Annotated in this window: 22 protein-coding genes; 12 read left to right on the forward strand and 10 right to left on the reverse strand. The window is 72.7% G+C overall.

Annotated features, from left to right (window positions below; genetic code table 11):
* From GUI43_RS29495 to cobA, 4 genes are all read left to right on the forward strand, one after another.
* Nucleotides 1-545, forward strand: a 545-nt coding sequence (locus GUI43_RS29495) for an SAM-dependent methyltransferase (RefSeq protein WP_146765972.1), incomplete at its 5' end; no start/stop codon positions are given.
* The gene (locus GUI43_RS29500; protein ID WP_112601048.1) at nt 533-730 is read left to right on the forward strand and encodes a DUF362 domain-containing protein; all 198 of its coding nucleotides are present in this window, start codon (nt 533-535) and stop codon (nt 728-730) included. The genes GUI43_RS29495 and GUI43_RS29500, both read left to right, overlap by 13 nt.
* Complete coding sequence (locus GUI43_RS29505; RefSeq protein ID WP_112700271.1) at nt 727-1,323, forward strand: precorrin-8X methylmutase; 597 nt, start codon at nt 727-729, stop codon at nt 1,321-1,323. The genes GUI43_RS29500 and GUI43_RS29505 overlap by 4 nt, the downstream gene beginning before the upstream one ends.
* Nucleotides 1,320-2,957, forward strand: a complete 1,638-nt coding sequence (gene cobA / locus GUI43_RS29510; protein WP_112700272.1) for a uroporphyrinogen-III C-methyltransferase — start codon at nt 1,320-1,322, stop codon at nt 2,955-2,957. The genes GUI43_RS29505 and cobA overlap by 4 nt, the downstream gene beginning before the upstream one ends.
* Before the next feature lie 3 nt (nt 2,958-2,960).
* Here the strand turns inward: cobA and GUI43_RS29515 are convergent, their stop codons facing one another.
* The 7 genes from GUI43_RS29515 to GUI43_RS29545 form a co-directional block, all read right to left on the reverse strand.
* Nucleotides 2,961-5,114, reverse strand: a complete 2,154-nt coding sequence (locus GUI43_RS29515; RefSeq protein WP_112700273.1) for an FtsX-like permease family protein — start codon at nt 5,112-5,114, stop codon at nt 2,961-2,963.
* Nucleotides 5,111-5,791: an ABC transporter ATP-binding protein gene (locus GUI43_RS29520; RefSeq protein ID WP_112700274.1), complete on the reverse strand. Its 681-nt coding sequence runs from the start codon at nt 5,789-5,791 to the stop codon at nt 5,111-5,113. The genes GUI43_RS29515 and GUI43_RS29520 overlap by 4 nt, the downstream gene beginning before the upstream one ends.
* Entirely contained in the window at nt 5,788-6,312 is a 525-nt protein-coding gene (locus GUI43_RS29525; RefSeq protein ID WP_091398392.1) for a PadR family transcriptional regulator, read from the reverse strand. Before GUI43_RS29525 ends, GUI43_RS29520 begins: the two co-directional genes overlap by 4 nt.
* A 116-nt stretch (nt 6,313-6,428) precedes the next feature.
* Nucleotides 6,429-6,791, reverse strand: a complete 363-nt coding sequence (gene crcB, locus GUI43_RS29530) for a fluoride efflux transporter CrcB (protein WP_112588055.1) — start codon at nt 6,789-6,791, stop codon at nt 6,429-6,431.
* The gene (locus tag GUI43_RS29535) at nt 6,788-7,261 is read right to left on the reverse strand and encodes a fluoride efflux transporter FluC (protein WP_112700275.1); all 474 of its coding nucleotides are present in this window, start codon (nt 7,259-7,261) and stop codon (nt 6,788-6,790) included. The genes crcB and GUI43_RS29535 overlap by 4 nt, the downstream gene beginning before the upstream one ends.
* Nucleotides 7,262-7,342: 81 nt before the next feature.
* Nucleotides 7,343-8,101, reverse strand: a complete 759-nt coding sequence (locus GUI43_RS29540; protein ID WP_112700276.1) for a class I SAM-dependent methyltransferase — start codon at nt 8,099-8,101, stop codon at nt 7,343-7,345.
* 141 nt (nt 8,102-8,242) lie between these two features.
* A complete protein-coding gene (locus tag GUI43_RS29545; protein WP_244220311.1) occupies nt 8,243-9,463 on the reverse strand; it encodes an MFS transporter in 1,221 nt (406 codons plus the stop codon).
* 135 nt (nt 9,464-9,598) lie between these two features.
* On the opposite strand from GUI43_RS29545, the gene GUI43_RS29550 reads away from it, so the two are divergent.
* From GUI43_RS29550 to GUI43_RS29575, 6 genes are all read left to right on the forward strand, one after another.
* Nucleotides 9,599-10,048, forward strand: coding sequence for a MarR family winged helix-turn-helix transcriptional regulator (locus GUI43_RS29550; protein WP_091398381.1), 450 nt, complete (start codon nt 9,599-9,601; stop codon nt 10,046-10,048).
* A gap of 77 nt (nt 10,049-10,125) precedes the next feature.
* Entirely contained in the window at nt 10,126-11,433 is a 1,308-nt protein-coding gene (gene paaK, locus GUI43_RS29555) for a phenylacetate--CoA ligase PaaK (protein WP_112700277.1), read from the forward strand.
* 58 nt (nt 11,434-11,491) lie between these two features.
* Nucleotides 11,492-12,598 carry a nucleotide disphospho-sugar-binding domain-containing protein gene (locus GUI43_RS29560; RefSeq protein WP_112700278.1) on the forward strand — a complete coding sequence of 369 codons (1,107 nt, stop codon included), beginning with the start codon at nt 11,492-11,494 and terminating at the stop codon, nt 12,596-12,598.
* Between the two features lie 105 nt (nt 12,599-12,703).
* A complete protein-coding gene (locus GUI43_RS29565; protein WP_112700279.1) occupies nt 12,704-13,366 on the forward strand; it encodes a pentapeptide repeat-containing protein in 663 nt (220 codons plus the stop codon).
* Nucleotides 13,367-13,381: 15 nt separating this feature from the next.
* Complete coding sequence (locus GUI43_RS29570) at nt 13,382-13,951, forward strand: kinase (RefSeq protein ID WP_112588043.1); 570 nt, start codon at nt 13,382-13,384, stop codon at nt 13,949-13,951.
* A gap of 147 nt (nt 13,952-14,098) precedes the next feature.
* Nucleotides 14,099-14,665 (forward strand): dienelactone hydrolase family protein, encoded by a 567-nt coding sequence (locus GUI43_RS29575; protein ID WP_112700282.1) that lies wholly within the window; start codon nt 14,099-14,101, stop codon nt 14,663-14,665.
* 82 nt (nt 14,666-14,747) lie between these two features.
* On the opposite strand, the gene GUI43_RS29580 is transcribed toward GUI43_RS29575, so the two are convergent.
* Complete coding sequence (locus tag GUI43_RS29580; protein WP_112700280.1) at nt 14,748-15,677, reverse strand: NADP-dependent oxidoreductase; 930 nt, start codon at nt 15,675-15,677, stop codon at nt 14,748-14,750.
* Nucleotides 15,678-15,727: 50 nt separating this feature from the next.
* Between GUI43_RS29580 and GUI43_RS29585 the strand changes: the two genes are divergently transcribed.
* The gene (locus GUI43_RS29585) at nt 15,728-16,375 is read left to right on the forward strand and encodes a TetR/AcrR family transcriptional regulator (RefSeq protein ID WP_112588094.1); all 648 of its coding nucleotides are present in this window, start codon (nt 15,728-15,730) and stop codon (nt 16,373-16,375) included.
* Between the two features lie 136 nt (nt 16,376-16,511).
* Here GUI43_RS29585 and GUI43_RS29590 read toward each other — a convergent pair whose 3' ends face one another.
* A complete protein-coding gene (locus GUI43_RS29590; protein WP_170158800.1) occupies nt 16,512-17,180 on the reverse strand; it encodes a hemerythrin domain-containing protein in 669 nt (222 codons plus the stop codon).
* Between the two features lie 113 nt (nt 17,181-17,293).
* The gene (locus GUI43_RS29595; protein ID WP_211326777.1) at nt 17,294-20,578 is read right to left on the reverse strand and encodes an ATP-binding protein; all 3,285 of its coding nucleotides are present in this window, start codon (nt 20,576-20,578) and stop codon (nt 17,294-17,296) included.
* A 229-nt stretch (nt 20,579-20,807) separates the two neighbouring features.
* Between GUI43_RS29595 and GUI43_RS29600 the strand changes: the two genes are divergently transcribed.
* Nucleotides 20,808-21,353 (forward strand): YciI family protein, encoded by a 546-nt coding sequence (locus tag GUI43_RS29600; protein WP_112601060.1) that lies wholly within the window; start codon nt 20,808-20,810, stop codon nt 21,351-21,353.
* Nucleotides 21,354-21,403: the final 50 nt, after the last annotated feature.

A 21,403-nucleotide genomic window follows, 5' to 3' on the forward strand; every position in this document is an offset into this window, starting at 1 on the left:
CGCGCGCCGCCGTCGCCGAGGCCGCCGCCGGCCGGGCGGTCGCGCTGATCGGCTCCGGCGACGCCGGGGTGTACGCGATGGCCAGCCCCGCCCTGGAGTACGCCGACGAGCGCATCGACGTGGTGGGCGTGCCCGGCGTCACCGCCGCCCTCGCCGCCGGGGCGCTGCTCGGCGCGCCGCTCGGCCACGACCACGCCTACCTGAGCCTGTCCGATCTGCACACCCCGTGGGACGTCATCGAGCGGCGGGTGACCGCCGCCGCCGAGGGTGACTTCGTCACGCTCTTCTACAACCCGCGCAGTCGGGCCCGCGACTGGCAGCTCGGCAGGGCGCTCGGCATCCTCGCCGCGCACCGGTCACCGGACACCCCGGTGGGCGTGGTGCGCAACGCCAGCCGCCCCGGCGAACGGGTGCACCTCGCCACAGTGGCCACGCTCGACCCGGCCATCGTCGACATGTACAGCGTCGTGGTCGTCGGCAGCAGCGACACCCGGCTGGTCGCCGGCCGGATGGTCACACCCCGGGGGTACCGGTGGCGTTCGTGACGATCGACGCCTGCCAGGGCTGCGGCGCCTGCCTGCTCACCTGCCCCACGCACGCGATCCGACCGGTCGCCGGTGGCCTCACGGTCCGCGCCGACCGGTGCACCGGCTGCCTGGAGTGCCTGGAGATCTGCCCGGTCGACGCGATCCGCGTCGTCGAGCCCGACCCCTGTGAAGGAGCCCGATGAGCCGGGTGGTGCACCCCATCGAGGCCGAGTCGTACCGCATCCTGCGCGAGCGCGTCGACCTGTCGCACCTGCCGCCGCTGACCCGTGCGGTGACCGAGCGGGTGGTGCACGCCAGCGCCGACCTCGCGTACGTCGACGACCTCGTGTGCGACGAGGCAGCCCTGGAGTCGGGGCTGGCGGCGCTGCGTGCCGGGGCGCCAGTGGTCACCGACGTGGCAATGGTCGCCGCCGGCATCACCCGGGCCGGCCTGGAACTGGTCTGCCCGGTCGCCGAACCCGCCGCCGCCGCGCTGGGCCGCTCGGCGGGGATCACCCGCTCGGCGGCGGCTGTCCGGATCGCAGTGCAGCGGGTCGGGGCCGGAGCGGTCTGGGTGGTCGGCTGCGCGCCCACCGCGCTCGTCGAACTGCTCAGCCTGGACGCCGCACCGGCGCTCGTCGTCGGCCTGCCGGTCGGCTTCGTGGGCGCCGCCGAGTCGAAGGCGGCGCTGCGGGCCAGCGGCCTGCCCGCCGTGTCCAACGTGGGGGAGAAGGGTGGCTCGGCGGTCGCCGCCGCCGCCCTCAACGCCCTGCTCTACGTCGAGGAGAAGTCATGACCGGGTTGGTCATCGTCGGGCACGGCACGCGCAGCGCGGCCGGGGTCGAGCAGTTCGCCGCTCTCGTCGAGCGGGTCCGCGGTCGCGGTGACATCGGCGACGTCGAGGGCGGCTTCATCGAGCTGTCCCGCCCACCGCTGACCGACGCGGTCGGGGCGCTCGTCGCCCGGGGGCACCGGGCGCTGGTGGCGCTGCCGCTGGTGCTCACCGGCGCCGGTCACGGCAAGGGCGACATCCCCGCCGCGATGGCCCGGGAGCAGCAGCGCCACAGCGGGCTGAGCTACCGCTACGGCCGCCCGCTCGGCCCCCACCCGCTGCTGCACGAAGCCCTCGAACAGCGCATCGACGCCGCACTGGCCGGCACCGACCGGGCCGGTACGTGGGTGGCGTTGGTCGGGCGGGGGTCCACCGACCCGGACGCCAACGCCGAGGTCGCCAAGGTCGCCCGGCTGCTCTGGGAGGGACGCGGCTACGCGGGCGTGGAGCCGGGGTTCATCTCCCTGGCGTCTCCGTCGGTGCCGGCCGTGCTGGAGCGCCTGCGCCGCCTCGGCGCGCGGCGGATCGTGGTGGCGCCGTACTTCCTGTTCGCCGGGGTTCTACCGGACCGGATCGTCGCCCAGTCGGCGGAGTTCGCCGCCGCCCACCCCGACCTGGACGTCCGGGTCGCCGAGGTGATCGGCGACTGTGACGCCCTCGCCGACCTCGTCCTGGAGCGGTACGCCGAGGCGCTGGGCGGGGACATCCGGATGAACTGCGACACCTGCGCGTACCGGGTGTTGATGCCCGGCTTCGCGGACAAGGTGGGTCGCCCACAACGCCCGCACGACCACCCCGACGACCCGGTCGGCCACCATCACCATCACGGGCACGATCACCACGACCACGCACACCACGACCGTGGCTCGGTCGCCGTGGTCGGCGGCGGGCCGGGGCCCGACGACCTGATCACGGTACGCGGAAAGGCGCTGCTCGACGCGGCGGACGTCGTGGTGGTCGACCGCCTCGCCCCGCAGGGGCTGCTCGCCGGGCTGCGCCCCGACGTGCTGGTGGTCGACGCCGCGAAGGTGCCCCGTGGCCCGTCGGTGGCCCAGGAGGCGATCAACGAGGCACTGGTGTCGCACGCCCGCGCCGGTCGCCGGGTGGTCCGGCTCAAGGGTGGTGACCCGTACGTCTTCGGGCGCGGCTACGAAGAGGTGCAGGCCTGCGCGTCGGCCGGCGTCCCGGTGACCGTGGTGCCCGGGGTGAGCAGCGCGCTCGCCGCACCGGCCCTCGCCGGTGTGCCGGTGACGCACCGGGGTGTGGCGCACGACGTCACGGTCGTGTCGGGGCACCTGCCGCCAGGGCATCCCGACTCGCTCGTCGACTGGGCGGCGCTGGCCCGGGCCCGGGGCACCGTCGTGTTGCTGATGGCTGTCGACACCATCGCCAAGATCGCGACCGTGCTGATCGAGCACGGTCGCGCCCCGGAGACCCCGGTGCTGGCCGTGCAGGACGCCGGGCTGCCCGCCCAGCGGTCGGTGCCCGCCCGGCTGGACGAGATCGGCGCGGTCGCCGCCCGGGAGGGCGTCGGTCCGCCCGCTGTCTTCGTCCTCGGCCCGGTGGTGGCTCTCACCACCACCGGGCCGACGGGATGACGACTACTCGCTGCGGGCGGTCTCCGGCCCGGTGATGCGCTCCAGCAGCGGCAGGGTGGAGGCGATGACGCCGAGGCAGGCTGCCAACCCGACCACGACGATCACGTAGAAGCCCAGCTGCGGCGCGACGAGGGTGTAGCCCATCTGCGCCCGGAGGAACAGGTGGGCGGCGAGGAGGCCCATGCCGATGGCGACGGCGGCGACGGCGAGCATCGGCACGGCGCTCTCCAGCGCCACCACCCGACGCAGGACCCGCACCGGAGCGCCGCTGAGGCGCAGCAGGCTGAACGGGCGTCGGCGTTCGGTGAGACCGCCGATGACGCTGACAGCGAGACTGCACCCACCGAGCGCGAGACTGGCGATGATGACCACGTTGGCCAGTTGCTCCCAGCCGCGCAGCGTGTTCGCGAAGTCCGACTCGAAGTCACCGGGCACGTTAGGCCCGACCCAGAAGGTCGGGAAGGCGACCTCCAGCACGGTACGGGTGCGCTCGACGGCGGCGGCGGAGCCGTCCGTGCCGACGACCATCGACACCACGGGTAGCCGCTGGAGTTCGTCGAGCGTGATCGACGCCGCGCGCCACTCCGTCGCGGACGACGCCGACTCCCGCCACCGGCTCAGACCCATCGGTACCTCGATGACGGTGGCGCCCTGGGCGCACCGGCCGTACGCGTTCGGGAGATCGGCGCAGGCGATCACCCCGCCCTCCCCGCCGCTGTTGATGTCCGGGGCTTCTCGGATCGCGGTCGCGGAGCGCACCCCGGTGATTGCCCGCAGCTCGGCGAAGAGCGTGTCGGGCACCGACGGCACCTTCTCGTCGAAGACGGTGGTCACCGTGCCCGCATCGGTCGAACCGGTGGGCGCCGGGCCGCGATTGACGACGATCGTGGTGATCACGCCGACGGCCACGCTCGTGACGAAGAGCGCGAGCATGATGCCGCTGATCGCCCGGAAGCCAGCCTTCGGATTGTCGGCGAGGCGTCGCGCGGCGATGAGCGTGGCCGGGCGGTTGGCGTACCGAGCCATCACCCGGGCGCCGACCATCGTCAACCACGGGCCGGCGAAGACCAGGCCGGCCATGATGAGCAGCAGCCCGGGCAGGAACACCGCGGCCTGGCCGTCGGACGTTTCCGGTTTGAAGCCGATGGCGAAGAACAGCACGGCGACACCGAGCAGGGCCGGGATCAGCCGGTACGCGCGCGGCGCCCGGGGGGTGACCCGCCGGGTGACGCCCAGCGGCGAGATCCGCACCCGGCGCAGCGAGACCTGGGCCGCCAGCGCCGCGCCGGCCGGGACGCCGAGCGCCACCAGCAGGACGTCCAGCACCCCCAGGGACATGTCGCTGGGGAAGAACGGCATGCCGGTGAACGGGATGGCCGCGAGCGGATCGCGGAAGGCGTAGAACAGTCCGAAGCCGACGGCGGTGCCGGCGACGGCGGCGGCGGCCGCCTCCACCGCGGCGACCATCGAGATCTGCCGGGGGGTCGCGCCGACCAGGCGCATCGCGGCGAAGCGTTGCTCCCGACGGGCGGCGCTGAGCCGGGTGGCCGTGCCGATGAAGATCAGCACCGGGAAGAGCAGCCCGCCGGCGACCACGCCCAGGATCAGGTTCACAGTGGTCTCGGGGAGGGCGGGGGTATCGCCGACGCTGGTGACCTGCTTCGCAGCGGGTAGCTTGGCGACCTGGTCGGGGGCGCCTCCGGCGATGACCAGCAGGGTGTCCGGCGAGGTCAGCGCGGCCGGGCCAACGGTTCCGAGGTCACGCCCGGGGTAGCGGTCGCCCAGTTGGTCGGCCGGGTGGGCGGCCAGCAGTTCTCGAAACGCGGGCGAGGCGTAGTACTCGCCGGGACCCGGGGTGGTCGGGATACCGACCGGGGTGGGCGCTGTCGAGCCGGTCGCGGCGACATCGATCCGAATGATCTGCTCACCGTGGAAGTAGTCCTGCCGGGTCGACCACCACAGCGGGTCGGCGTCGCCGGTCGAGGCGTTGGGATACATCGACGCGTACCGGGTGAGCTGGGAGTTGACCGCGTTGACCCCGGCGAGGGTGGTCAGCAGCAGCCCGCTGCCGACCGCGACGGCGGCGGCGATGACGATCAGGCGGGTGAGCGCCTCACGTCCGCCGGCCACGGCGAGGCGGAGCCCGAAGCGGATCACGAGGCGATCCGGTCCGGCGCGTTCACGCGCCCGTCGCGGACCATGACCTCGCGGTCGGCGTACGCCGCGATCCTCGGCTCGTGGGTCACCAGGATGACTGTGGTGCCCTGCTCGCGGGCGGCGCCGACCAGCAGGTCCATCACCTGCTCGCCGGTGAGCGAGTCGAGCGCGCCGGTCGGCTCGTCGGCGAAGAGCACCTGCGGCTCGGCGACCAGGCCGCGGGCCAGGGCGACCCGTTGCGCCTGCCCGCCGGAGAGCTCACCCGAGCGCCGGTGCTCCAGGCCGTCCAACCCGAGGCGCGTGAACCAGGCTCGCGCCCGGGGCAGCGCCTGCTTGCGGTGTACGCCGCTGAGCAGCAGCGGCAGCGCGACGTTCTCCACAGCGGTCAGCTCGGGGACGAGTTGACCGAACTGGAACACGAAACCGAACCGGTCCCGGCGCAGGCTGCTGCGTTCGGTCTCGGCCATGGCGTGCACCCGGGCCCCGTCGAAGAGGATCTCGCCGGAGTCGGGCACCAGAATGCCGGCCAGGCAGTGCAACAGGGTGGACTTGCCCGAGCCGCTGGGGCCCATGACGGCGAGGATCTCGCCCGCCTCCACGGCGACGCTGGCGCCGCGCAGGGCGGAGGTCTGGCCGAAGGCGAACTCGACGTCGCGCGCTTCGATCACGACGCTCACGGCCGTACCTCTTTCCGCAGGGCGTCCAGTCGGGCGCCGGTCATCTCGATCCATCGGAGGTCCGCCTCCAGGTGATAGAGGCCGTGGTCGGCGAGCAGCGCGTCGACCAGGCTGCCGGCGCGCTTGATCTCGGTCAGCTCACGCATCCGGTGCAGGTGCGCGCTGCGCTGCGTGTCGAGATATTCGGCGGCCGGGCGGTCCAGCATCAGCGCGAGCACGACCTTGGCGAAGAGCACCGTCTGGAGGTGCGGTTCCGGGTCGACGGGTTGGGTCAGCCACTGCTCGACCTCGGTCGCGCCGACGTCGGTGATGATGTAGCGCTTGCGGTCGGGGCCGGAGCCGGGGGCGACGTCGCTGATCACCACCTTGCCGTCGCGGGCGAGTCGGCTGAGGGTGGAGTAGACCTGGCCGAACGGCAGTGGCTTACCCCGGCCGAAGAAGGCGTCGTAGTCGCGCTTCAGGTCGTAACCGTGGCTGGGCTCGCGTTCGAGGAGGCCGAGAAGGGTCAGTGGCACGCTCATGCCAGCAGACTACACCGAGGGTATACCTCGCGTATATACCCTCGGTGTGTTGTTGACCGACACCTGGTCCGGGCGTTGGTGTCGATGGAAACGGGTGCGGCGTTGCGGGTGTGCGGTCAGCCGGTCAGGGCGCGGGCCACTGCGTAGCCGGCGGTGGCCGCGGCGAGCCCGGCGGCAACGCTGCCGAGCACGTTGGCCAGCGCGAGGAGCCGATGACCGCCAGTGGTCAGCCGTAGCGTCTCGTAGCTGAAGGTGGAGTAGGTGGTCAGCGCGCCGCAGAACCCGGTGCCGAGCAACGCGCTGACCGCTGGGCCGGCCGGCCACCCGACCAGGACGCCGAGCAGCAACGACCCGGCCACGTTGACGAGCAGCGTGCCCCAGGGGAACACCGAGCCGTGCCGGGACTGCACGGCCCGGTCGGTGAGGTAGCGCAGCGGCGCGCCGACGGCTGCGCCCAGGGCGATGAGCAGCACGGTCATCGGGTCGCCCGACGCAGCAGCCCGGCGGTGACGGCGTCGCCCAGGGCGACCGCGGCGAGTGCCCCGAGCAGCGTCGCGGCGAGGTACGCCAGCGCCGTGCCCGGTGCGCCCACGACGATCGCCTGCTGGATGTCGACCGCGTAGGTGGAGAACGTGGTGAACCCGCCGAGCACCCCGACCCCGAGGAACGGGCGAGCCAGCGGGGGGCCGCCGTCGAGGTGCCCGAGCACCGCCATCAGCACGCCGATCAGCAGGCAGCCGAACGTGTTGATGGTGAACGTGGCCCAGGCGAAGCCGGTCGGTGGGTGCGGAACGGCGTGTTGCAGGCCGGCCCGGGCCAGCGCGCCGAGCACCCCGCCGGCCGCGATCGCGGCGAGGATCGTCGCGGGGCGCGCGGTCAGCTCGCGGCGGTCGGCGGGGACGCGCAGGTCGACGTCGGGGTCGGTACGCGGCTCGAACGGCTCTGGCACGGCTCCTCAGCGTAGTGCGGCGACGTCGGCGTCAGCGCATCGCCGGCCACCGGCGTCAGCGCATCGTCGGCGAGGGCGGCGTCAGCGCACCGCCGCGACGACGGCGTCGGGGCCGCCTCGCCAGACCGTGCCGACCTCGCTGAAGCCCGCCGCGGTGAGCGCGGCCAGGTGCCAGGAGACCGGCGGGTTCCACTCGGGGCTGTGCCCGGTCGGGTAGATGGCGTGTCGCTGAGCGACCAGCGGAGCGAGCGCCGGGTCGGCGCCGGCCCGCTCCCACCAGTCCGACCAGGACAGCGTCGAGCCGGCGGCGTACCGGGCGTTGCGCCGGTCCCGGGCTCGGTCCATCAGCCGCTTGGTCAGCTCAGGCAGGGTGTCGTCGGGCATGTGGTCGGCGTTGACGAAGACGCCGCCCGGTCGCAGCACGTCGCGCAGTTCGGCGTAGAGCTGCCCGAGCCGGTCGGCCGGCAGCCAGTGCAGGGCGGTGGCGGTGAGCACGGCGTCGTACTCCTGGTGGGGGAGCGTGGAGCGCCACTCCGGGGTGCCGAGGTCGGCCGTGACGATGGTGGCCCGGCCGGCCAGCGAGGCGGCGGCGATGGCGAGCAGCGCCGGGTCGAGGTCGACCAGCGTCGGCTCCGCGGCGGGGAAGCGCGCCAGCGTCCGCAGCGAGATGCTGCCGGTGCCGCCGGCCAGGTCGAGCACCCGCGGCGGCCGGCCGTCGAGGACCGCGTCGACGGTGTCGAGCATCGCGGTGAACCGGTGCTCCCGGTCCGGGAGGTAGGCCTCCTGCTGACGGTCCCAGCTCTCCTGCCAGGCCCAGGGATCCACAATGTAAGGACTCATAGCGATCAGGCTAGTTACGGCACGAGCGTGTTGTCCAGACCTTGTTGCACATCTTTTGCAATTGCGGGACGATGGCGGGGCGATGATCAGAGCGACGCCGGGCGGGCATCCGCCCGGCCCGGCGTCCTCCTCCCGGCGAGGTCAGACCGGGGCGTCCACCAGGCTCGCGTCGGCCCGGGCCGGCTCGTCGCGGCGGGCCAGCCGCAGCGCGCCCAGGAGTACGCCCAGACCGATGAGGGTGAGTGCGGCCCCGGCCCAGATCGGCGAGGTGTAGCCGAGTCCGGCGGCGATGGTCACCCCGCCGATCCAAGCGCCCAACGCGTTGCCGAGGTTGAACGCGGCGATGTTCGCCCCGGACGCCAGGGTCGGCGCCTGGTGGGCGTACCGCATGATCCGCATTTGCAGCGGCGGTACGGTGGCGAAGCCGAACCCGCCCATCAGCACCAGCGCGACGATGGTCAGCACCGGATTCGTGGCGGTCAGCGCGAAGCCGACGAGCACCACGGTGAGCACCGCCAGGACGGTGACCAGCGTGCGCGACAGTGACCTGTCCGCCGCGCGACCGCCGAGCAGGTTGCCCGCGAAGAGCCCCACGCCGAAGAGGACGAGCAGCCACGGCACGGTGCTGGTGGCGAAGCCGCTGACCTCGGTGAGCGTGTAGGCGATGTAGGTGAACGCGCCGAACATCCCACCGAAGCCCAGGACGGTGATCACCAGGGAGAGCCAGACCTGCGGGTGGGTGAAGGCGCGCAACTCGCCGCGCAGCCCGCCGGCCGGGCGGTCGGCGTTGGCGGTGGCGCCCGCCGGGATGAGCAGGGCCAGCCCGATCAGGGCGACCACCCCGATGGCGGTGATCGCCCAGAACGTCGACCGCCAGCCGAAGTGCTGCCCGAGGAAGGTGCCGAACGGCACGCCGAGCACGTTGGCGATGGTCAGGCCGGCGAACATCATGGCGATGGCGCCCGCCCGTCGGGCCGGTGCGACCAGGCCGGCGGCGACCACCGCGCCGATGCCGAAGAACGCGCCGTGGCAGAGCGCGGCGACGATCCGGCCGGCCATCATCACGGCGTAGTCGCCGGCGACGGCGGAGAGCAGGTTACCGATGATGAACAGCACCATCAGACCGAGCAGTACGGGTTTGCGCGGCAGGCGGGTGACCGCTGCGGTGAGGGCGACCCCGCCGACGGCCACGCTGAGCGCGTAGCCGGAGATCAACCAGCCGGCCACCGGCTCCGTGACCGCGAAGTCGGCGGCCACCTCGGGCAGCAGCCCCATGATCACGAATTCGGTGAGCCCGATGCCGAAGGCGCCGATGGCCAGTGCGATCAGGCCGGGCGGCAGGGACTTTTGGCGTACGGACATGGTCTTCCCATCGAGAGAGGACAGATATGCGGCGCGTGCAACTACACGCGCCAGCAACGAAATACTTGCACGCGCTTTATATCGGCGCAAGCGTGGTAGCCTGGGCTCCGTTCAGATCACACCGAGGAGGCCGGCATGGGCATCGCCGACGACGCGGTCGAGATCCGCGCGCAGGGCTGGCGCACCCTCGCCGCTCTGCACGGGCTGATCGAGACGTCTCTGGAGCGGGCCCTACAGGCCGGCCACGACCTCTCCGTCGTCGAATACACGGTGCTCGACGCGCTCTCCCGCCAGGACGGCTGGCACATGCGGATGAGCCAGCTCGCCCGCGCCGCCGCGCTCTCCGGCAGCGCCACCACCCGGCTGGTCACCCGCCTCGAACAGCGAGGGCTGCTCACTCGCATCCTCTGCGCCGACGACCGGCGCGGCATCTACACCGAGCTGACCCCGGCCGGCTCCGAGCTGCTCGCCCAGACCCGACCGACCCACGACCGGGTGCTCACCGACGCGCTCGCCCAAGCCGAGGCCACCCCCGAGCTGGCGCCGCTGGTCGACGCCCTGCACCGGCTGCCGGCCACCCGCTGACCGCCCGCCGGCCCGGGCGGCAGCGGGCGTACGGTACCCGCAGCCCCACCGGGACCGCCGCGCCAAGGAGGCAGCTGATGCAGGACCGCACCCCTCGTCCGGAGGAGCTGGAGCCGATCGAGCGCGCCGGCATCGACGAGCTGCGCGCCCTGCAACGCGACCGACTGCGCTGGTCGTTGCGGCACGCGTACGACAACGTGCCGCACTACCGACGGGTGTTCGACGCGGCCGGGGTGCACCCCGACGACTGCCGGGATCTCGACGACCTGGCGCGCTTCCCGTTCACCGGCAAGGCGGAGCTACGGGAGAACTACCCGTTTGGCATGTTCGCCGTACCCCGGGAGCAGGTCGCCCGCCTGCACGCCTCCTCCGGCACCACCGGTCGGCCGACCGTGGTCGGCTACACCCGCGACGACCTGCGCACCTGGGCGCGGCTGATGGCCCGCTCGATCCGCGCCTCCGGCGGCCGCCCCGGCGACCGGGTACACGTCGCCTACGGCTACGGGCTCTTCACCGGAGGCCTGGGCGCGCACTACGGAGCCGAGGAGCTGGGCTGCACGGTCATCCCGGTCTCCGGGGGCATGACCGAGCGTCAGGTCATGCTGATCCGCGACTTCGAACCCGAGGTCATCATGGTCACGCCCAGCTACCTGCTGGCCATCGTCGACGAGATGCGCCGCCAGGGCATCGACCCACGGGCCACCTCACTGCAGGTGGGCATCTTCGGCGCCGAGCCGTGGACCGAGGACATGCGCCGCGAGATCGAGCAGCAACTGGACATCCACGCCGTCGACATCTACGGGCTCTCCGAGGTGATGGGCCCCGGCGTGGCGACCGAGTGCGTCGAGACCAAGGACGGGCTGCACCTCTGGGAGGACCACTTCTACCCGGAGATCATCGACCCGGTCACCGGGGCGGTGCTGCCCGACGGCGAGCGGGGTGAGCTGGTGTTGACCTCCCTGACCAAGGAGGCGATGCCGGTCGTGCGCTACCGCACCCGCGACCTGACCCGGCTGCTGCCCGGCACCGCTCGCCCGATGCGCCGGATCGAGAAGATCACCGGCCGCACCGACGACATGATGATCCTGCGAGGGGTGAACATCTTCCCCACCCAGATCGAGGAGCTGATCCTGCGCACCCCGCAGCTCTCGCCGCACTTCCAGTGCGTCCTCGATCGGCACGGCCGGCTGGACACCCTCACGGTGCGGGTGGAGCGGCGAGCCGACGTCGACCTGGACGCCGCCGAGCGGGCCGGCGGCACGCTGGTTCAGCTGGTGAAGAACACCATCGGCGTGAGCGTGGCGGTCGACGTCCTCGCCCCCGACACTGTGGAACGGTCGATGGGCAAGATGCGCCGCATCGTCGACCAGCGACCGTCCGCCTGACCGCTGCCCGACGTTGCGGGCCCTCCGGTGTGGCAGTGGTCGACATAGGATCGGGCCCATGCGCGTGCTGGTGGTCTCCGCCCCGCTCGTCGGGCACGTCTTCCCGCTGGTGCCGCTCGCGGTCGCCCTTCGCGACGCCGGCCACGACGTGCTGGTGGCCACCGGCGGCGGAGCCCTGGCCGCCGCCGACGCCGGTCTGGCGGTGCACGACATCGCGCCGGGCTTCGACTTCGGCCGGATCGCGCTGCGGGTCTTTCCCCGTCATCCGCTGATCGCGCGGGCGGAAATGGCCGGCACCGCCGGCACCCGGGGCGCCGGCCTGCTGTTCGGCGCACTCAACGACCAGCTCACCGACCCGGTGGTCGCGCTGGCCACCCGGTGGCGGCCGGATCTGGTGCTTCACGAGCCGTTCGCGGTCGCCGGTGCGGTGGCAGCCGCGCGGCTCGACGTGCCGGCCGTACGCCAGGAGAACGCCCTCTTCGACGGCCGGGACCTGGTCCGCGCCACCGTCGCCCGACTCGGCGCGGCGCTGCACCGCCACGGCCTCACCGAGCTGCCCGCACCGGCCGCCGCCCTCGCCGTGGCCCCACCCAGCGTTGCCACCCAGGGCGGCTGGCCGATGCGCTACACGTCCTATGTCGGCGGCGGGGAGTTGCCGGCGTGGCTGCGCGAGCCCGGTGAGCGTCCCCGCATCCTGGTCACCCGCAGCACCCTGACCGGTCCCGGCGACCGGGGGCCGATGCCCGCCGTGGTGGCCGCCGCAGCCGAGGTGGACGCCGAGATCGTGCTGGTCCGCCCCGACGAACGGTCGGCCCGCTCGGTGCCCGGCAACGTGCGGGTGGTCGACTGGATCCCGCTCGACGAGGCGTTGCCGGCGAGCGCGGCGCTGGTGCACCACGGTGGGGCGGGCAGCGCCCTCGGCGCCCTCGCCGCCGGCCTGCCCCAGCTGGCCACCACGGGTCCGGGGGACCGGCGGCACAACGCCGAGCTGGTGGCCCGCCGGGGCGCCGGCCTGGCGCTGCGCCCCCGGGACATCACCGCGCGGGCGCTGACCCAACTGCTCACCGACGAGCGCCTGCGGACCGCTGCCGCGCAGGTCAGCCGCGAGATCGCCGAGATGCCACCACCGACGGACCTGGTCGCGCGGCTGACGGCACTGGTCTGACTCGTAATACGCGGGCGCACGTCATGACGACCGCAGGGATGGCGGCCCCACCACGGGGCGTGCGGGGTGGCGTGCCCACCCCGCACCCCCACAGGTTGAGGACACATGCGTACTACCGCGATCGGCGACGTGAAGGTTCTTCTGCCGGACCTCGAACCGGACGACCTCGACACCACGACGGACCTGGCCGGCGGCCTCACCGAGGCCCTCGTCAACGGCGCCGCGTGGCACGGCTCGCACCTGGAGGACGCCCGCATCCGCAGCAGCCTTATCACCGGCGTGAACCTGAGCGAGAGCACCTGGGAAGCCGGCAGCCTCTATGGATGCGAAATCACCCGCACCGACTTCTCCGGCGCGACCCTGACCGGCATCACCATCGAACGCTGCGCCATTACCGGCTCCCGGTTCACCGGCACCAGGCTCACCGACGTACGCCTCAAGGACGTCCTGTTCGACGGCTGCCGCTTCGACTACGCCACCTTCCAACGCGTCACCGCCACCGGCTCGGTCGCCTTCACCGACTGCACTCTCACCAACGGCGCGTGGTCCTCCTGTCGACTACCTCGCATCGCGCTGCGGTCATGTGACCTCGCCGGACTGGAATTGGACTCCTGCCAACTCGACGGCACCGACCTGCGGGGCAGCCGGCTGAAGGGCCTCAAGACGCCGCTGGACAACCTGCGCGGCGTCACCCTCGGCGAGGACCAACTCCCTGACCTCACCCAGCTGACCGTGGCCGCCCTCAATCTCACAGTGCGCAACGACTGAAGCCGAGGTGGCATCGTGCTCGCTGAACCGACTGGCAGCCCGGACACGATCCTCGTCTGCATCCGGGGCAACTCCGGCTCCGGCAAGAGCAGCATCGCCCGCGAGCTACGACGCCGGCACGGCCGGGGCTGCGCCCTGGTCGAGCAGGACTACCTGCGCCGCATCCTGCTGCGCGAGCGGGACAAGCCCGGCGGCGCGGCACCGGCGTTGATCGGGCAGACCGTCCGGTTCGCGCTGGACCACGGCTATCACGTCGTGCTGGAGGGCATCATGCACAGCAGCCGCTACCGAAACATGCTGACCTCCCTGCGGGACGACCACCGGGGCCGGTCGCTGTTCTGCTATCTCGACGTGTCCATGGCCGAGACCCTGCGCCGGCACCTCACGCGCCCGCAGGCCGGTGAGTTCACCGCCGAGCAGATGAGCGGCTGGTACGCCGCCCATGACGTCCTGGACTGGCCGGATGAACTCGTCCTACCCGAGACCACCGGACTGAACGAGGCCGTCAAAGCCATCGCCGCTGCGGCTGGGCTACCTCAGAGCGGCCGCGACGACGACCTGCCTCCGAGCGTTCCGTCCCCGTAGAGCAGCTCAGCCGGCTACCGATGTCGCCGTTCCGGCGCACCGTTCGCCAACATCAGTCCGAGTGGTCGTCCGATGACTCGACGACGATCATGGTCCCACTCCGCGTGGCCACCCCGGATGCACTGTCGGCTGCGGCAGGATGACCGGATGCGACACGTCGTGCTGTTCCACTCCGTGTACGGGCTGCGACCTGTCGTGCGCGGCTTCGCCGACCGGTTGCGCGCCGCCGGGCACCAGGTCAGCACCCCCGACCTGTACGGCGTCCCGGCCACCGACACCGTCGAGGAGGGCTTCGCGCTACTCGACAAGATCGGCCAGGAGGTCGTGCTGGACCGGGCCCGCGACGCGCTGCGTGACCTGCCACCGGAGACGGTGCTCGCCGGCTTCTCGATGGGCGCCGGGGTGGCCGGGGCGCTGCTGGCCGAACGCCCGGACGCCGCCGGCCTGCTCCTGCTGCACGGCACCGGCGGCGCCCCGGACGCGGTCCGACCCGGGTTGCCGGTGCAGCTGCACCTCGCCGACCCCGACCCGTACGACGCGCCGGACGAGGTCGACGAGTGGCAGCAGGCCATGACCGACGCCGACGCCGATCTGACGGTCTTCCGCTATCCCGGCCTGGGTCACCTGTTCACCGACCCGGACCTGGCCGAATACTCCCCGGACGCCACCGCGGCGGCCTGGCCGCGCGTGCTGGCCTTCCTGGCCGCCCGCTGAGCGCCCGTCCCGTGCTCGCGACCACACCGGATGGTCGGTCGCGCGGGCTCGGGTCAGGTGCACAGAGGCTGGGTGGGGTGCCCTACGGCTTCAGCACGATCTTGCCTCGCGCATGGCGGGACTCACTCAACTCGTGGGCGGCGGCCGCCTCTTCCAGAGAGAACACGGCCGCGACCGGCACTGTGAAACGACTCCGCTCGGCGAGTTCGCCGGCGGCGGCGATTCCTTCGAGTGCCGGTGTGTCCGCGCCGGGGCCAGAGCCGCGCGACAGGTGCACGCCGTAGGCCGCGGCGTTGATGTCGGCGATGCTCACCACCCTGTCCGGGCTCGCGACCAGGCCGACCAGGTCTGGCATGGAACCAGAGCCGGCACAGTCGAGTACGACATCCACCCCGCCGGGCACCAGAGTGCGGACACGCTCGGTCAGCCTGGGGCCGTAGGTGGTCGGGATCGCCCCGAGCGAGGCGACGAACTCATGGTTGCGGTCGCTGGCCGTGCCAATGACGGCCGCCCCGCGAGCGACAGCGAGCTGGATCGCTGTCGTACCGACCCCGCCGGCCGCGCCCTCGATCAACAGCGTGGTGCCGTCCTTGACGCCCAACCGGTCGAGCACTCGGGTGGCCGTCTCGATGTTTCCCGCCGCGCCGCCGGCCTGCTCCCAGGTCAGTGCGGCCGGCTTCCGAGCCCACGCGGCCAGGACGGCGTATTCGGCGTTCGCTCCGCCCATCTGGGCGTAGTCAGTGATCCCGAAAACCTCGTCGCCTACCCGCGCCGTGGTCACCCCGTCACCGATCTCATCCACCACGCCGGCAGCGTCGACCCCGGGCACGTGCGGCAGGCGGAGCGGAATCCACTCCTGGAATCGGCCGGCGCGCACGTAGGTGTCGGCCGGATTGACACCCGAGGCCCGAACCGCCACCCGTACCTGGCCGGGTCCGGCGTGCGGTTCCGGTGCCTCCGAGACCTCAAGGACACTCGCGGAACCGTACTTCGAAAATTGCAAAGCCCTCATGCACACGGACGCTAACGCACGCCGCTGTCCGCCTCGCTAAAGTGAGAGCCGTGACCGATCGTTTGCCTCACGCTCTTCGCTCCGACGCCCTGGACAACCGCGAGCGCATCCTCGACGCCGCCCGCGCGGTCTTCGCAGTTGACGGCCTGGACGTGCCGATGCGGGAGGTTGCCCGGCGCGCCGGGGTTGCACCCGCCACCCTGTACCGCCGATTTCCGACCAAGGAGATGCTGGTCACCGAGGCATTCGCAGAACAGATGTACGCGTGTCGCGGCGTTGTCGACGAGGGCCTTGCCGATCCGGATCCATGGCACGGTTTCTGTCAAGTAATCGAGAAAATGTGTGAACTGCACGCACGCGACCGAGGCTTTACCGCAGCTCTTATGTCGACCTTTCCCAAGGCAGTTGATTTCGAGGCGCGCCGTGAATACGCGCTCAGAGCGATTGACGAACTGGCCCGCCGCGCGAAGGAAGCGGGTCGCCTTCGCCCCGACTTCGTCCTGGACGACGTCATCCTCGTGCTCATGGCCAACAGCGGTATCCACGTGACCTCGCCGACCGCCCAGGTCAGCGCCTCCCGGCGCTTCGCCGCGCTCGCCATCTCGGCATTCCAAGCCTCCCCGGATGTCTCGCCGCTCCCGCCCGTGGCGCGGTTGGCGCCCCCGGCGTCGGTATCCAGACGCGGCCAGGTGGGCTAGTACCGCCGGCGACCCAGCCGGCCGGGACCGCCGCGTCGATCATGTTCAGGGCGAGGTGGGGTTTGGTCGCGACGCCGACCCAGCTGCGTCGGGCGAGCCGCCGACTCAGCTGGGTCGGGCGAGCCGCTGATCGTGCTCAGCGGACGCTGGCGCCGATGCGCGGGGGCGTGGCGGTGCCGTGCACCCGCTTGGCGTGGCTGGCGAACAGCCGGGGCGCGATGATCGGCATGAGCAGTCGGGCCGGCAGCGGAGCGTGCGCCAGCACTGCTTTCACCACCTCCGGGTCGCCCTCGTACATGGCCAGGCCGAAGGCCAGCGGGAGCTGCTTCTTCGGGGACTTGCTCATGCCGTGCTCGCCGAGCTGCATCCACTCCCGGGCGGTTACGTGCCGTTGCGCCAGCGGCAGGATCTCGCTCTCCTCCAGGGCCATGTGCTCGATCAGCGCGGCGCGTAGCTGCTCCAGGGCGTCCGCGAGTTGCTCACCGCCGCGTGCGGTGCGGCGCCACTGGGGGAGGAGGGCGAGCACCGCCGCGTGGGCGTCCTCGATGGCGTGGTGCTGCGCCTCCATGGTGGGGACGATCGCTGCGGCCTCCGCGCCGCCGCGCTCGAGCAGCCGGGGCCAGAGCAGCAGGTCCTCGCCCTCGTGGTGCAGGTGCAGGATGTGGCAGAGCATCTCGGCGTGGCCGCCGACGACCTCCGCGCGCGTGGTGTCGCCCGGGGTGACGTCGCGGACGAGCTGCGGCAGCAGGCTGAACTCGCGACGGAGCGCCGAGTGCGCCATGTACATGTCGCGTACGTCTGCCATGGCTTCGCGGTGGTTCTGGTTCACGGTGACCTTTCCGAGGATCAACTGGCACAGATCTGTTGATCATGCTCGGTGCCACTTGGAACCGGCTTGGAATCCGCCAACCGTGACGGTCAGCGGGCCATCGCCGCCGTCGCCTCGGCCAGCCAGTGCGGCGACTCCCACCGGCGGGCCACCCGGGCGGCGAGGGTGAAGTGCCAGGTCGCCTCCTCGGTGCGTCCCAGCAGCCGGAACAGCTCACCGAGCGTCAGCGCGACCGGCCGCACCACGGCCGCGGTGGTGGAGAAACCGGCCAGTTGGTCGCGTACCGGGAGCAGCGCGTCGATCACGGGTTGGGCCAGGTCCCGTCGACCCAGCGCCACGACGACCATTCCCCGTACGCTGAGCAGCGCCGACTCGAAGTAGTCCGGGCGGTAGGTGTGCCGCCCGATCGGCATGGCCCGCGCCTCGTCCAGGCGCCCGGTCCCGATCAGCGCCAGCGCCAGCAGATCGTCCACGATCGGGCCCAACGACCCCCGTATCCGCCGGGTCGCCTCCAGGTGCTCACCGAACCGCCCCTGGCTGATCAGCAGGGTGCCGGTGGAGAAGTAGTGGAAGGCCTCGGCGTGCAGCGAACCCTGCCGCCGCATCTGCACGGCGACCTGGTCGTAGTGCCGCCGTGCGGCCGCGAAGTCGCCGGCGATGTGCGCGAGGGCGCCCAGCGAGCACAGGTTGATCGTCTGCGCCTCGTTCAGCTGGTACGTCTCGGCCAGCCACCCCTGCCGGGCAACGCTGAGGCGTAGCTCGTCCGGCTCGTTGAGCGCGGCGGCGCAGTGGCCCAGCGCCTGCTCGGCGACCGAACGGTAGGTCACCAGCCCGTGCTCGTCGGCGAGGTCACGCAGCTCGAGGGCGAAGGTCCGACGGTCGGGCGCCTCCCGCTCGTAGCTCATGGTGCGCAACCGTGCGGCCAGCCCGAGGGCGCGCAGCTCGGGGTCGTCCAGCCGCTGCGAGAGGACCAGCGCCTCCCGTCCGGCCGCCACGCCGCGCGGATCGGACTCGCCGTCCAACTCCGTGGCCAGCGCCTCCAGCAGCCGGCAGCGGGCGACCGGGTCCAGGTCGTCGGCGCGCAGCAGCCGGGTGAGCAGCTCGACGACCCGGTGGTCCACCACGCCGTACTCGTGGGTCAGCCAAGGGGTGGGGACGGTCCACGCGGTGAACGCCGCGACCAGCAGGTCGTCGCGGCCGGACGCCGCGGCGACGTCGATCGCCCGAGCGCGGGTCTGCCGGGCGGCCGCCACCGCCCCGGCCCGCGCCTGCGCGCGCAGCAGCCGCCCGAGCAGGTCGACCCGGAGCGCGTCGCGGTCCCCGGCGACCGTGGCAGCGGCCTCGACAGCATTGCTGAGCAGTTCGATAGCGGCGTCGTACGCGTACCGCCGCTCGGCCAGCTCGGCGGCCCGGATGGCGTAGTCGACGGCGAGCGGCGCGGTGTCTGCCGACGCGGCGCGGGCGTACTGGTGGGCCAGGGCGGGGTAGTCGTCGGGCCGCAGCCGGCGGGTGGCGTCGGCGATCCGCGCGTGCAGGCGGGTGCGGCGCAGCTGCGGCAGGTCGGTGTAGATGGTGTCGCAGACCAGGCCGTGCACGAACCGCACCCGCCCGGGTGCCGGTTCGGTGAGCAGCCCGGCGGCCAGCCCGGCTTCCAGTGCCCGCAGGACGGCGCCCTCGTCGGTGCCGGCGGCGTCGACGAGTGTTCGCACCTCGGCCTCCCGCCCCACGGCCGAGGCGAGACGCAGCACCGAGACGGCCGTCGACGGGAGGCGGGAGAGTCGTCGGCGCAGCACGTCGCGTACGCCCTCGGGCACGTCGGAGGTGGCCACGAGCGTGCCCTCGGCGGCGAGCAGTCGCGCCGACTCCCGGACGTAGAACGGGTTGCCGCCGGTCCGCTCGGCCAACGCGGCGACCGTGTCCGGGTCGACGGTGGTCCGGGCCAGCGCGCCGAGCAGCCGTTCGACCTCGGACGTGGTCAGACCGCCCAGCGGGATCCGCTGTGGTGACCGGCGGGCCAGGACGGCCATCGTGTCGGCGAGCCGCTCGGTGTTGTCGGCGGACCGCAGCGCCGCGACGAACAGGACGGTGCCGGTGGTCATCTCGGTGACGCTCTGCAACAGCAGCAACGTCTCGGCGTCGGCGGCGTGCAGGTCGTCGAGGATCACGGTGACCGGTCTGCGGGCCGCGGCGGCGTCCAACCAGGCGCCGACGGCGCGGTGCAGCCGGAACCGGCCGGCGGTGACGTCGCCGCCGGGCTCGCCGTCGCCCCCACCGAGCAGCGGGGCGAGCGCCGGTGCGAGGTCACCCGGGGGTGCCTGCTCGGCGAGTTGCCGCAGCGCCTCGACCCAGGCCCAGGCCGGCGGGGCGCCCTCGACCTCGGGGCAGCGACCGACGGCGACCAGCCAGCCCTGAGCGGTGAGCTCGTCCCGAAAGCGGGTGAGCAGGCTCGTCTTGCCGGCCCCGGCCTCACCGCTGAGCAGAGCGACTCGCGGCCCGCTCGCCACCGCCTCGGCGGCCGCCTGCCGAAGCGCGTCCAGCTCCGCCTCCCGACCGACGAAGACCTCCTCCGACACCTGCCGCTGGTTGCGTACCGCTGTCGCCGCCACCGGTGGCAGCAGGTCGAGTCGCTGGCCCAGGATGGCGGACTCCACCTCGACCAGCGCCGGGCCCGGATCCAGTCCGAGCTGGTCGGCCAGGGTCGCCCGGGCCCGGCGCAGCGCGGCGAGCGCGTCGCCCTGCCGACCGGTACGCCACAACGCCAGCGCCAGCAGCCGCCAGCTCTCCTCCCGCAGCGGCGCCTGCCGGGTCAACAGCTCCGCCTCCGGCACCGCCTCGGCCGCGTCGCCGCAGCGCACTGTCACGTCGAGCAGCAGCTCGCGGGCGCCGAGCCGCAGTTCCTCCAGCCGCAGCACCTCCGGCTGCGCCCACGGCTCACCGGCGAATTCGGCGTACGCCCGACCGCGCCACAGATCGAGCCCGACGCTCAGCAACCGACGTGCCCGACCCGGGTCGGCGGGGCCGACCGCACGCGCCTCGGCGAGCAGCGTCTCGAACCGACCGGCGTCGACGGCGTCGGCGGGCAGCCGCAGCGCGTAGCCCGGTGGCGCGGTGACCAGGACCCGGGCCGGCGCCCGGCGCTCGCGGGCCGGCTCCAGAAGGCGGCGCAGATGCGAGACGTACGCCTGGAGGGAGGCGATCGCCCGCGGCGGCGCGTCACCCCGCCACAGATCCTCGATCATCTGCCCGACGGAGACGACCTCGCCGCGGGCCGCGAGTAGCAGCGCGAGCACGGCGCGTTGGCGGGGGCCGCCGAGGTCGACCGGCCCGCCTGTGTCGACCTCGACCTCAAGCGGCCCGAGCACCCGTAGCAGCATGACGGACCAATCCTAGTCACGCTGTGAGCGGCTCATCCCCTCCCACGGGACACCGGGCAGCCAGCTCACGGCAGGCGCGGGCGGCGGCCCAGCCGCGCGCGGGGCACCGCCGAATGCGCCTCGTTCGATATCGTGACGACACCATCAAGATCCGCCTCGGCGTCCGTACCGTAGCGGCTACGGCGGCACCCGGCCCGCCTTCGATCCGGGCACGCGGGGAGAATGCGGCGTGGAGTTTCTCTGTTACCACAGTGACCGGCCCGGCTCGGTGGCGTTGCGCGACGAGTTGTTGCCCGAGCACTGGTCCTACATGGACCGGTACGCGGCGGGAATGATCGCCCGTGGCCCGACCTTCGTCGGCGACACGCCCACCGGCAGCCTGCACATCGTCGACGTGCCCGACCCGGCCGCCGCGCGGGCATTCGCGTTCGCGGAGCCGAACTACCAGGCCGGTGTGTACCGGAACGTGCTGCTGCGCCGGTGGCGCAACACGCTGGGCCGCACCATGTGGGACTTCCCTGGCGGCCGGACCGGCGGCAACCGGTATCTGGTGCTCGGCCTCGGTGCCGGGCAGGCCGCCGACCTGGCCGTGCCGCCCGACCCGGACGAACTGATCGCGTACGGGCCGCTGCTGGCCGACGACGGCGTCACCTGGCTCGGCACCGCCGCGCTGCTCCGGGCGCCGGATCCGGACGCGGCGCGCGCCATCCTGACGGTCGACCGGTACGCCGACATCGAGGTGCACAACTGGCAGTTCGGCGGGCGACCGTCCTGACCGGCAGTGCTGACCAGTCGTCGAGGGGTCGGTTCGGCTGCCGGGCATCA

The organism is Micromonospora noduli (assembly GCF_003264365.1).
Taxonomy (GTDB): domain Bacteria; phylum Actinomycetota; class Actinomycetes; order Mycobacteriales; family Micromonosporaceae; genus Micromonospora; species Micromonospora noduli.